At 60.5% G+C, this 11824-nt stretch carries 9 protein-coding genes and 1 pseudogene; 2 read left to right on the plus strand and 8 right to left on the minus strand.

What is annotated here, in order from left to right; translation table 11 throughout:
• The first annotated feature begins 52 nt into the window (after positions 1-52).
• Entirely contained in the window at positions 53-1900 is a 1848-nt protein-coding gene (gene edd / locus HF327_RS03830; protein WP_169106958.1) for a phosphogluconate dehydratase, read from the plus strand.
• Complete coding sequence (gene eda / locus HF327_RS03835) at positions 1885-2523, plus strand: bifunctional 4-hydroxy-2-oxoglutarate aldolase/2-dehydro-3-deoxy-phosphogluconate aldolase (protein ID WP_169106959.1); 639 nt, start codon at positions 1885-1887, stop codon at positions 2521-2523. Before edd ends, eda begins: the two co-directional genes overlap by 16 nt.
• Before the next feature lie 66 nt (positions 2524-2589).
• Here eda and cydX read toward each other — a convergent pair whose 3' ends face one another.
• The 8 genes and pseudogenes from cydX to HF327_RS21935 all read right to left on the minus strand — a co-directional run.
• A complete protein-coding gene (gene cydX, locus HF327_RS03840; RefSeq protein ID WP_169106960.1) occupies positions 2590-2730 on the minus strand; it encodes a cytochrome bd-I oxidase subunit CydX in 141 nt (46 codons plus the stop codon).
• A gap of 24 nt (positions 2731-2754) precedes the next feature.
• Complete coding sequence (cydB, locus tag HF327_RS03845) at positions 2755-3909, minus strand: cytochrome d ubiquinol oxidase subunit II (protein ID WP_169106961.1); 1155 nt, start codon at positions 3907-3909, stop codon at positions 2755-2757.
• Positions 3910-3932: 23 nt separating this feature from the next.
• A complete protein-coding gene (locus tag HF327_RS03850) occupies positions 3933-5519 on the minus strand; it encodes a cytochrome ubiquinol oxidase subunit I (protein ID WP_169106962.1) in 1587 nt (528 codons plus the stop codon).
• Between the two features lie 36 nt (positions 5520-5555).
• Positions 5556-7286 carry an amino acid ABC transporter ATP-binding/permease protein gene (locus tag HF327_RS03855; protein WP_169106963.1) on the minus strand — a complete coding sequence of 577 codons (1731 nt, stop codon included), beginning with the start codon at positions 7284-7286 and terminating at the stop codon, positions 5556-5558.
• Complete coding sequence (gene cydD / locus HF327_RS03860) at positions 7283-9010, minus strand: thiol reductant ABC exporter subunit CydD (RefSeq protein WP_198460400.1); 1728 nt, start codon at positions 9008-9010, stop codon at positions 7283-7285. Before cydD ends, HF327_RS03855 begins: the two co-directional genes overlap by 4 nt.
• A 255-nt stretch (positions 9011-9265) precedes the next feature.
• The gene (locus HF327_RS03865) at positions 9266-10222 is read right to left on the minus strand and encodes an NAD(P)H-dependent flavin oxidoreductase (RefSeq protein WP_169106964.1); all 957 of its coding nucleotides are present in this window, start codon (positions 10220-10222) and stop codon (positions 9266-9268) included.
• Positions 10223-10449: 227 nt separating this feature from the next.
• Positions 10450-11580 (minus strand): ABC transporter substrate-binding protein, encoded by a 1131-nt coding sequence (locus HF327_RS03870; protein WP_169106965.1) that lies wholly within the window; start codon positions 11578-11580, stop codon positions 10450-10452.
• Positions 11581-11721: 141 nt separating this feature from the next.
• Positions 11722-11824, minus strand: a pseudogene (locus HF327_RS21935) (electron transfer flavoprotein subunit alpha/FixB family protein); the annotation flags it as partial.

The following is an 11824-nucleotide window of genomic DNA, read 5'->3' on the forward strand; positions in this document are numbered from 1 at the left end:
CTTTCCAGATGCATGAGCTCATAACGCTACTGCATCACCACAGATTCTCATCATGGCAGTCCATCCCGTACTCGCTCAAGTCACACGGCGTATTCAGGAGCGTAGCCACGCCACCCGCACCGACTATCTGGAGCAGGTTGACGCCATGGCCGCCCGCCCGCCCCAGGTGCGCAGCATGGGCTGCGCCAACGTGGCCCATGCCTTTGCCGCGCTTCCCGGTGCCGACAAGATCCGCATCGTTGAAGAAAAAGGCCCCAACATCGGCATCGTCACCGCCTATAACGACGTGCTGTCTGCCCATGCACCGTTTGCTCGCTACCCCGACATCCTGAAAGACGAGGCCCGCCGCCATGGCGCCACCGCTCAGGTGGCCGGCGGCGTACCCGCCATGTGCGACGGTGTGACTCAGGGCATGCCCGGCATGGAGCTGAGCCTGTTCAGCCGCGATGCGATTGCCATGTCCACCGCCATTGCGCTGACCCACGATACGTTTGACGCAGCGCTGATGCTGGGCGTGTGCGACAAGATCGTTCCCGGCCTGCTGATTGGCGCATTGCACTTTGGTCATCTGCCTACCGTGTTTGTGCCTGCGGGTCCCATGACATCGGGCCTGTCCAACCACGAAAAAGCCAAAGTTCGCGAACTGGCGGCGCAAGGTCTGGTGGGGCGGCAAGAGCTGCTGGCTGCGGAGAATGCGGCCTATCATGAACAGGGCACTTGCACCTTCTACGGCACGGCCAACAGCAACCAGATGCTGCTGGAAGCCATGGGCCTGCATGTTCCAGGCACCTCCTTCATCAACCCCGCCGAAGCCGAACGCGAGCTGCTGACACGCGAAGCCATGCGCACCGTGCTGTCCATCACCCATAGCAAGCGCTTTGCGCCGATTGGCCGCGTGGTGGATGAGCGCTGCATCGTCAACGCCATGGTGGCCCTGCTGGCCACAGGTGGCTCCACCAACCACCTGATTCACTGGGTGGCCGTGGCCCGTGCGGCGGGCATCATCATTGACTGGGACGATTTTGAACAGCTGTCCGCCGTGGTTCCACTGCTGGCGCGCATCTACCCCAATGGCAGTGCCGATGTGAATCAGTTTCAGAAAGCAGGCGGCCCCGGCTATGTCATCGCCCAGTTGCTGCAGGCCGGGCTGATGCATGACGATGTACTCACCGTGCGCGAAGACGGCATGGCCGCCTTTGGCCGCATCCCCCATGTCGAGAACGGCAGCCTGCTCTGGAACGATGCAGGTGCATCGGGCGACGATGGCGTGTTGCGCCCGGCTAGCGCACCGTTTAGCCCCACGGGTGGACTCAAACTGCTCAAGGGCAATATGGGCCGCAGCGTGATCAAGGTCAGCGCCGTGCCCGAAGACCGCCACCACCTGCGAGCCCCCGCATGGGTGTTTGATTCGCAGGACGAGCTGCAAGCCGCCTTCAAATCTGGCGCGCTGGAACAAGCCTGCCAGAGCAATGGCCACAACGGCGTGGTCTGCGTAGTGCGTTGGCAAGGCCCACAGGCCAACGGCATGCCAGAGCTGCACAAGCTGACCCCGCCATTGGCCGTGCTGCAAGGCAAGGGCTACAAAATGGCACTGGTGACCGATGGCCGCATGAGTGGCGCTTCCGGCAAAGTGCCCGCAGCCATTCACCTCAGCCCCGAAGCGCTGGCAGGCGGCCCGCTGGCCAAGGTGCGCAGCGGCGACCTGATGACCCTGAATGCCAGCACTGGCCAGTTGCAAGCTGAAGTGAGCGAGGCCGAATGGTCATCGCGCGAACTGGCCCAGATGCCTGATGCCTTGAAGCGAAGCAATGGCCGAGGGCTGGGCCGGGAACTGTTTGCCGGATTCCGGCGCAATGCGCTCAGCGCAGAAGAAGGAGCGTGCACATGGCTACTCAACTGACAGCCCTTTCCATCATGCAGGATGCCCCGGTCATCCCGGTCATCGTGCTGCACAAGGTCGAACATGCTGTCCCCATGGCCAGGGCATTGCTGGCCGGTGGCGTCCGTGTGTTGGAAGTGACACTACGCACCCCGCAGGGCCTGGCCTGTATCGAAGCCATTGCCAAGGCCTTGCCCGAAGCCATCGTCGGCGCAGGAACCGTGCGCAATGCAGCAGACGCCACCGCTGCTGCACGTGCCGGCGCACGCTTTGCAGTCAGCCCCGGCTACACCAGCAAACTGGGCCAAGCCTGCCGCGATCTGGACTTGCCTCTGCTGCCCGGCGTAGCCACTAGCGGCGAAATCATGATGGCGCAGGACGATGGCTTTAACGAGCTGAAGTTCTTCCCCGCCCTGCAGTCCGGCGGTGCACCCATGCTCAAGGCCTGGCAAGGCCCTTTTGGCGATGTGCGCTTTTGCCCCACGGGTGGCATCTCGCCTGCCAACGCCGCGGATTTTCTAGAGCTGTCCAATGTGGTCTGTGTGGGTGGTTCCTGGCTGGTTCCTGCCAGCGCACTGGACAGCGGCAACTGGTCGCAGATCACCGAGCTTGCGCTGGCCACGCTGACGCTGCGCCCAAGCTGAAAATCATCAGGAAACAAAAAAGCCCGGCTGACAAAAACCAGTCGGGCTTTTTTTGTTTCAGCTCACTCAGCCCTCTGGGAGCGAGTTGGTCTTTTCCAGCAGACGACGACGGGTCACCTCATCTTCCGTCAGCTCAAACCACATGGCGTTGAGCACCGCAAAAGCAGCTGCCAGAGGCAAACCGAGCAACCAGGAGAAATACCACATATACAGTCCCTTCCTTTTTGTTGACTAGTAAGAATGGCCTTGGCCAGTCGCAATGGCTTTGATGTCCACCTTGCCGCGCAGCACCGAGTACACCCAACTGGTATAGATCAGGATCAATGGCAAAAAGATCCCTACGCAAACCAGCATGATGAATAGCGTCATATGACTGGAAGACGAGTCCCAGACCGTCAGGCTAAAGCGCGGATCAATGGTGGAAGGCAGGATCATGGGGAACATGGCTGCACCCACGGTGAGAATGATGCCGGCAATCGCCAGACCGCTGCCCAGCAGGCTGAGCCATTCACGGCGGCCGCGCAGACCCAGGGCCACGATCAGCGGCATGACCAGGCCTAAGCCAGGCACGAGCCACAGCAGCGGATAAGACTTGAAGTTGGCCATCCAGGCACCAGCGGCCACGGCCGCCGTCTTGTTCAGCGGGTTGGAAGGGCCGACAGGGTTGATATCGCTGGTGATCTGATAACCGTTGATGCCCATGGCCAGCCACACGCCGGCCGCGGCAAACAGCAGCGTGGTCAGCACTGCGGCCACCGAGCCATAACGGGCCGCACGCACCGAGACCTCGCCTTCGGTCTTGAACACCAGCCAGGCAGCTCCGTGCATGAGCAGCATGGACAGCGACACCAGACCGCAGAGCAGCGCAAACGGTGTGAGCAAGCCAAAGAAGCTACCGTCATAGTAGATGCGCATGTCATCCGCCAGGCGGAAAGGCACGCCCAGAATCACATTCCCCACGGCTACGCCAAACAGCAGCGAAGGCACCAGACCTGTGATGCACAGAACCCAGTCCCAGCGGTTGCGCCAGGCTGCATCCTCATGCTTGCTGCGGAACTTGAAGGCCACGGGGCGCAGGATCAGCGGCACCAGCACGGCAAACATGGCCAGATAAAAACCCGAGAAGGACACGGCATACAGCTGCGGCCAGGCGGCAAAGATGGCACCGCCGCCCAGAATCAGCCACACCTGATTGCCTTCCCAAACCGGCCCTACCGAATTGATGGCCGTGCGGCGCTCCACATCGGTCTTGGCCGTGGCGCGCAGCAGGCCCATGGCCCCCAGGTCAAAGCCATCGGTTACGGCAAAGCCCACCAGCAGCACGCCCATCAGCAGCCACCAGATGACGCGCAGCACGTCGTATGTAATCAGTTCATGCAAGATCATTTGCTCATACTCCTTGCGGGCCTTCAGCGGGCACTGGCCAGTTTCTTGATCATGGGTTCGTAAAAGCTCAGGTGTGGCTCACTTTCATGCTCCGGCCCCTTCTTGATGGCACGCACCAAAAGCTTGAGCTCGATGACCAGCATCACGGTGTAGATCAACACAAAGCCCACAATCGTCAGCAGCAATGTGCCGGCACCCAGATTGGACACGGCCATGGCCGTCGGCAGCACTCCCTCGATGATCCAGGGCTGGCGACCCAGCTCCGCCACCACCCAGCCGCATTCCGCAGCAACCCAGGGCAGAGGAATGGACAGCACGGCGACCTTGAGCAGCCAGGGGTAGGCATCAAGCTTGTGACGCATGGACAGGTAGAAGAACGTGCCGGTCAGCACAATGAAGAACATGCCCAGTGCCACCATGATGCGGAAAGTCCAGAACAGCGGCCCCACGGGAGGAACAGTGTCCATGGCTGCTTTCTTGATCTGCTCATCCGTCGCCTTGCGCGGGTCATCCACATAGCGCATCAACAGCAGTGCGTACCCCATGTTGGTGCCGTTGTTCTCAAAGCGCAGACGGGCCTCGGCAGGAATCTCCGCATCGCTTTTGGCGGCACGAATGGTCTGCAGCGCGTCATAGGCGTCGATACCGTTACGGATATTGCCCTCGGCACTCTTGACCAGATCGTTGATACCGGGAATTTCGGTGGTCAGAGAGCGGGTTCCGATCAGGCCCATGACCCACGGAACATGCACCGCAAAATGGGTCTCACGCGCTTCGCGGTCGGGGAAGCCGAAGGCGGTGAACGCGGCCGGTGCGGGCTCTGTCTCCCACATGGCCTCAATGGAAGCCAGCTTCATCTTCTGGTGTTCGGACGACAGATAACCCGATTCATCGCCCAGCACCACCACGGACAGCGAAGCCGCCAGACCAAAGGATGCTGCCACGGTCATCGATCGCTTTGCCAGGTGCAGGTGCCGTCCCTTGAGCAGATACCAGGCCGAAACCCCCAGCACAAACAGCGAAGCCATCACATATCCAGCCGACACGGTGTGCACGAACTTGGCCTGCGCAACCGGATTGGTCAGCACGGCAAAGAAGTCGGTCACCTCCATGCGCATGGTCTGCGGATTGAAGGCGGCTCCTACCGGGTTCTGCATCCAGCCGTTTGCCACCAGAATCCACAGCGCCGAAAAGTTGGTGCCAATCGCCATCAGGCAGGTCACCATCAGGTGCTTGACCTTGCTCAGGCGATCCCAGCCAAAGAAGAACAGGCCCACAAAGGTGGCTTCCAGGAAAAAGGCCATCAGACCTTCAATCGCCAGCGGCGCACCAAAGATGTCACCCACATAGTGGCTGTAATAGCTCCAGTTCATGCCGAACTGAAACTCCATCACCACCCCGGTGGCGACACCCATGGCGAAGTTGATGCCAAACAGCACACCCCAGAACTTGGTCATGTCGCGCCAGATCGTGCGCCCGGTCATCACAAACACCGTCTCCATGATGGCGATGAGAATGGACAGGCCCAGCGTCAGCGGCACAAACAAAAAGTGGTAGAGCGCCGTTACCGCGAACTGTAGTCGCGATAAATCGACGATATCGAGGTCCATGGTCAGGTCCTTTCTCTCAGTCAATAAAAAAACAAGTCACACATTCGGTGTCGCCGTGCCTGTAGCCGGTGCCGGTATCGCTTTCGCAGCATCCGCGCGCAGACCCGCAATCGCCTGCTCAAACTCGGGGGTACCGCGCTGGGCATCCATCAGCACGCGCCCAGCTTGCATGCGCACAATGCGATCGGCCATGAGGGCTTCGCGCTGCCAGTGCGTGGCAAAAACAAGAGTTCGACCTTTCGCGGCCCGCTCTAGCCGCTGCAGCACATCGGCGGCCGTCACGGAATCCAGCCCTTCGGTGGCTTCATCGAGCAGGCAGCAAGGCGCATCGCTTAGCAGCAAACGCGCCAGCGCCAGACGGCGCGACTGGCCGCCAGACAAGCCCAGTCCGCCTTCCCCCAGCAAGGTATCCAGCTGCTGCGGCAGCACTTTCACATCTTGCTCAAGCCCTGCGGCTTGCAACGCGCTCCACAGCTGCTCATCGCAGGCCTGCGGATTGGCCAGACGCAGGTTGTCACGCAGGCTGTCTTGAAACAGCTCGGTTCTTTGCGTCATCCAGCTGCAGCGCTGGGCCAACAACTGCCCAGACTGCACCGGCAGCTCACCCGCAATGGCATTGAGCAGCGTGGTCTTGCCTGCGCCGCTGGCGCCCATCAGCACCACGCGCTCGCCCTGGCGAATCGTCAAATCCACAGGACCCAGCTGGCACAACTGAACCTGACGCAGCTCTATGGCGTACTGCTCTGGCTGCGTAATCGTCACTATCGGCTCTGCATCAGATTTTTTGGCCAGCACGGGGCCAAGGCGGCGCACGGCCAGCCAAGTGCGCCCGGCTTCGGTCGCGCCACGGCGCAAGGCGGCAAAGGGTTCCATGGCTGACAGCGCCAGCAAAATGCCCAGTGCTGCCACGGGCCCGTTGATGCGGCCCTGCTCCATCAGCCAGGCTATCAAAATCATGGCCGCACTTAAAGTAATAGCAGATACCGTGCCATAGGCTTTCGTTACAGCCGCTTCAGACTGGTATAGCTGCTCATCTGCACGGGCGCCGCGTGCATCGGTGTTCAGCACTTTTTGCATCTGTGCGGGCAACTGCCCTGCCATCAGCAAATCGGTCTGGCCAGCGACCAAATCCACGGCCTGGGCACGCAGCATTTCAAGCGCCATGGCCCGGCGCACGGCGCTCTTACGGCTGCGCAGGCCATGCCACAAGGCAATACCCCAGCCAGTCAGCAGCAGCCAGACCCAAGTCAGCAGCCCTAGCCAGCCGTGCATCAAAGCAAAGGCCAGAGCCAGCAGCAAAGCTGCACCGAAGGCCGCAACGGCGGGCACCAGCAGCCGAAGATAAAGGTTGTCCAGCGCATCAACGTCTGCGGTCAGGCGCTGCAGCAGTCGTGCTGGGCGTTGCAGCAGCAGGCGTGCGGCCTGTGGTCCAGCCCAGCTGCGAAAAAGCTTGTCGCGCAGCGCGGCCAGAACGGCCAGCGTGGCATCGTGGGTCACCAGTCGCTCGGCATAACGTGCGCCGGTGCGGCCCACGGCCAGCAGGCGAATGCCGGCCGATGGCATGAATACGTCAAACACCAGCGCCGTAGCAGGCAGCAGCCCGGCCAGCGCGGTGGCGGTAATGAACCAGCCGGACAGGCCCAGCAAGGTCATTCCCATGACCACCGTGAGCGCAGCCAGCGCCGCCCCACCCAGCCAGAGTTTGCGGGGTGCCATATGGGCCAGTTCGCGCAGGACCTGGCCCAATGTCTGCAGATTACGGCTCATACACCCTCCTTGCAGAGTACGGCATCCAGATGAGTGTTTACACCCACCACAGACATCGCGATCACACGGTCCATTGACGATGCTAACTCAGCATCATGGGTGGCAACAATCAGCGTACGCCCTGCTGCGATCTGTTTGAGGGACTGCGCAATCTGGCCGGCGGTCTCTGTATCCAAGTGGGCAGTAGGTTCATCGACCAGCAGCAGTCCGGCTGACGGATTGGCCGCCAGCCGTGCCAGAGCCAGTCGCACCACTTCGCCGCCAGACAGGCCAGAGCCGCCCTCCCCCAGACTCATTCCAGGTCTTTCGGCCAGCACCTGATCCAGTGCGGCTTGGCGAGTAGCTTCCGCGATCTGATCGCCCGTCAACCCTGCGCGGCCCAGCCCTATGTTGCGTGCCACAGAACCAGCAAACACATGGGGCTGCTGACTCATCCACGCCATGCGGGCGCGCAGCACTGCGGCGGTCTGGGCGTTGAGCAACAGACCGTCGATACGAATTTCGCCCTCTTGCACGGGCAACAAGCCCGCCAACTGGGCCAGCAGCACCGATTTGCCACTGCCGCTGGGGCTCCAGAGCGCCACATGCTCACCCGCCTGCACTTGCAGAGTCAGCGGTGCCAGCCGGGTCTGAGCACCAGGGGCCTGAACATTCAGGCCCGAAATACTCACTGATGCACCCTGGTATTGCGCAAGACGCTCACTTTCTTGCAGCGACCGCACATCACCAACCACACGCACGGTTTGCTGCTGCAAGTCTTGCAGGGTCTTGAGGGCCGCCTCGCCAGCAGCGCGGTCATGCCAGACGGCAGACAGATCGCGCAGCGGCTCAAAAAACGCGGGGGCCAGCAGCAGCACAAACAAGGCCTGCCCCAAGCTGAGCGTATCGCCCCAAGCGCCAAAGTTCAGGGTGCCCAACAGATGAAAGCCGATATAGACGGCGACCATGGCTACGCCCAGCGCCGAAAAAAGCTCCAGCACGGCAGAGGACAAAAAGGCGATCCTCAGCACGCGCATGGTGCGGGTACGCAGGTCTTCAGCGTGGCTGCGCAGGCGCTGCGCCGTCAAGTCCACAGCGTGCAAAGCGCGCAAAGTGCTCAGGCCGCGCAGGCGGTCAAGCAAAAAAGCATTCATATGACCGAGCTGCAGCATCTGCTCTTCGCTGGCGGCCTTGGCACGCCAGCCCACAATGGCCATGAACAATGGAATCAGCGGCGCAGCCACTATCAAAATCAAAGCGGCAACCCAGGACTGGCTGGCCACTGCAGCCACCATGACCAATGGCAGCAGGCGCACCTTCAGCATGGCGCTCTGGTATCGCGACAGCCAGGGGACGATGGCTTCGGCCTGCTCTGCCACCGCACTCGCGGCCAAGCCTGATGGTGCACGCGCTTTATCCAGTGGCGATGCCTGTGCCAGCGCCTGTACCACCTGAGAGCGCAAACGACTGAGCTGAGTGCGCGCAGCGCGATTGGCCTGCAACGCGCCGTGGCCTTCAGCCCATGCCCGCACCAAGCCCAGCACGAGCACCCCCAACGCCATGGGCCAGACGCGGTTCACACCCTGGCCGTTCACCATGGCTTGCACGGCCCAGGCCAGCAAGGCCGCTTGCGGCAGCCAGAGTAAACCTGCCAGAACCTGCCATACCGCGCCTGCGCTAGGCCTGCGGATGACGTCCGTCATGGATTTTTCTTCGGCAGCTGCCTCAGTGATGGATGGGGGCATGTATGGAAATTCTTAATTTTCAGTAATTACTGAAATTAACGTAATAATACTTTCTTTTGACCATCATCATGGCTTTCGTTTCAAAAGCCAATTGCAGGACTGGAGCGCCATTGACATCCATCAAGCGCAAAGCGACTTGACCCCGGTTAAGCCTTTTTTACACACATTCTTCACACCTTAGCAACCTCAAGTCAGCTTGCGCTCATAAAAAAAGGCACCCGCAGGTGCCGTTGTTTTGGGAACTGAAGCGCTGCCTCAAGCCGCCAGCAAACTGGCCTTGGCCTGAGCGTACTCACGCTGGAGGCGCGCCACCAATTCGGCAGTGGGCTGCACCTTCTCCACAGCGGCAATGCCCTGACCGCAGCCCCAGATGTCCTTCCACGCCTTTTGCGCACCGCCGCCAAAGTTCATCTTGCTGGGGTCGGATTCAGGCAGGTTATCCGGGTCCAGGCCTGCTGCGCGAATCGACGGAGCCAGGTAGTTGCCGTGCACGCCGGTGAACAGGTTGCTGTAGACCACATCGTCAGATGTGCCTTCAACAATCGCCTGCTTGTAGGCATCAGTTGCACGCGCTTCATCAGTGGCGATAAAAGCCGATCCGATATAGGCAAAGTCTGCGCCCATGGCCTGCGCAGCCAGCACAGCACCGCCGGTGGCGATGGCACCGGACAGAGCCAGAGGACCATCAAACCACTGGCGAATTTCCTGCACCAGCGCAAACGGGCTTTTCTCGCCTGCGTGACCACCTGCACCGGCAGCCACGGCAATCAGGCCGTCGGCACCTTTTTCAATCGCCTTGCGCGCAAACTTGTTGTTGATGATGTCGTGTAGCACCACCCCACCCCAGCTGTGCACGGCCTGATTCACGTCCTCGCGCGCCCCCAGGCTGGTAATGACAATGGGCACCTTGTACTTGGCGCAGACCTGCATATCGTGCTCCAGCCGGTCATTGCTTTTGTGCACGATCTGGTTGATGGCGAACGGGGCCGAGGGCTGCTCGGGATGGGCCTTGTCCCATGCAGCCAGCGTTTCCGTGATCTCGGCCAACCAGTCTTCGAGCAACTCAGCCGGGCGAGCATTGAGCGAGGGCATGGAGCCAACAATACCGGACTTGCACTGCTCGATCACGAGCTTGGGATTGCTGATGATAAAAAGCGGCGAGCCAATGACAGGCAAAGCCAGCTTTTTGAGGACGGGTGGCAGTTTGGACATGTGTTTGTCTCCTTATTCGTTTTATACAAAAAAGAGCTGCAACGCTTAAAAAAGATTGCGCAGGCAGCTCTTATTTCAGAAGCAGTTCTTTGACAAATGAATGAACTGGCCTGAGGCCAGTTTCTCCTGCCTGAATGCAGCTTCCTGTCCCGTTGGCAACAGTGCTTGCTGCGTTTGTCGTACCGTTACAAAAAAGGCCTGTGAGCAGAGTTGCTACAGGCCTTTTCTTATTGCGTCACCCGCCCTGCTGCGTTGACGATGGACAAGTCCACATACTTGGACCCCACCTGACCGGGCTTGAAACTCACCCAGTAGCCGCCCAAGTCATAAGCGTCCAGTCCACGCAAGGCCATGCTGACTTTCTCAGGCGTGACTGGCTGGCTGCGGCGCATGGCTTCCACGATGACCTTGGCGTTCACATAGCCTTCCATCATGGCAAAGCTCACTGGCACTTGCAGCGTCTTACCCGCTGCAATGGTGGCGTCGCGGAATTCCTTGTTGAGCTTGCCAGAGACCTTGTAGGGGCTGGGCACGACCTGCGCAATCGACAGGCCGCTCATGTATTCCACCGGCAGGCGCTTGGCCAGTTGCTCGATATCGGCCTCAGCCGTAGCGTAGATCTGTGCCGTGCCACCATCCATGCGGTAAGCCTCGACAAAAGCCGCTGTGGCTGTGCTGGATGCCACCAGCAAAATAGCCTGAGCCGAAGCCTTTGCAGCCTGCAAATCTTGCACCGCCTTGTCAGAGCTACCCTTATTCTTGACCATGGCCGTGGCGACCAGCTTGGCCCCACTCGGTGTCACCGCCTTGGTAATCAAAGCGGTCAAATCCTGTGCATCGGGACGCTCTTCAAAAACCAATGCCAGACGGGTAATGCCGACGGTTGCCAGATGCGTCGAAATCTTGGCAATCTGCTCGGAAAGACCGGCGCGCGTGGCAAACATCTGGGGAGAAGCCATCACGCGAGTGTCCGTGCTTTGGTAGCCCACGATCGGAATCTGCGAGCCATCTAGCGCTTTGCTCTCCAGCAGCGCCGACAAGTTGCGGTTGCCAAAGTAGCCGGCCAGCACCACAGGCTTGGACTCACTGAGCAGCTTGCGGGTCTTGGCCACAGTTTCATCGGAGTGCCCCAGATCATCCAGCACTGCCAGCTCGACCGGCTGGCCCTGCACACCACCAGCCTTGTTGACCTGATCAAAGTACAAACGCATGCCCTGTGCATAGGCACGGCCCTGGCTGGCCTCGGACCCTGACATCGGCGCCACCTGCCCCACCGTCCAGGCCTGCGCCACCAGCGCCGCCCCTGCGCACAGCGCAACCAATCCCCCACGAGCCCAAACCCAATGCTTGCGATTCATCCAGCGTCTCCCTCTCCAACATGGCAACGGGCCTGAAGTGACCCATGCTGCTGCGGAATTATTGTTGATGACCTCGGTGCGGCGCAGCTAGCGCGCATGGAAAAAGAGGGGCTTCAAGCCCCTCTGTTGATGTACGCCAAATTACAGCGCCTTGACCAATTCCGGCACTGCCGTGAACAGGTCTGCTTCCAAACCGTAATCGGCCACCGAGAAGATCGGTGCCTCAGGGTCCTTGTTGATCGCT

Source organism: Comamonas suwonensis (assembly GCF_012844455.2).
Classification (GTDB): domain Bacteria; phylum Pseudomonadota; class Gammaproteobacteria; order Burkholderiales; family Burkholderiaceae_C; genus Comamonas; species Comamonas suwonensis.

Coding starts and splice junctions, on each gene's coding strand:
- edd (WP_169106958.1), top strand. CDS start 53: ATGGCAGTCCATCCCGTACTCGCTCAAGTCACACGGCGTATTCAGGAG.
- eda (WP_169106959.1), top strand. CDS start 1,885: ATGGCTACTCAACTGACAGCCCTTTCCATCATGCAGGATGCCCCGGTC.
- cydX (WP_169106960.1), bottom strand. CDS start 2,730: ATGTGGTATTTCTCCTGGTTGCTCGGTTTGCCTCTGGCAGCTGCTTTT.
- cydB (WP_169106961.1), bottom strand. CDS start 3,909: ATGATCTTGCATGAACTGATTACATACGACGTGCTGCGCGTCATCTGG.
- HF327_RS03850 (WP_169106962.1), bottom strand. CDS start 5,519: ATGGACCTCGATATCGTCGATTTATCGCGACTACAGTTCGCGGTAACG.
- HF327_RS03855 (WP_169106963.1), bottom strand. CDS start 7,286: ATGAGCCGTAATCTGCAGACATTGGGCCAGGTCCTGCGCGAACTGGCC.
- cydD (WP_198460400.1), bottom strand. CDS start 9,010: ATGCCCCCATCCATCACTGAGGCAGCTGCCGAAGAAAAATCCATGACG.
- HF327_RS03865 (WP_169106964.1), bottom strand. CDS start 10,222: ATGTCCAAACTGCCACCCGTCCTCAAAAAGCTGGCTTTGCCTGTCATT.
- HF327_RS03870 (WP_169106965.1), bottom strand. CDS start 11,580: ATGAATCGCAAGCATTGGGTTTGGGCTCGTGGGGGATTGGTTGCGCTG.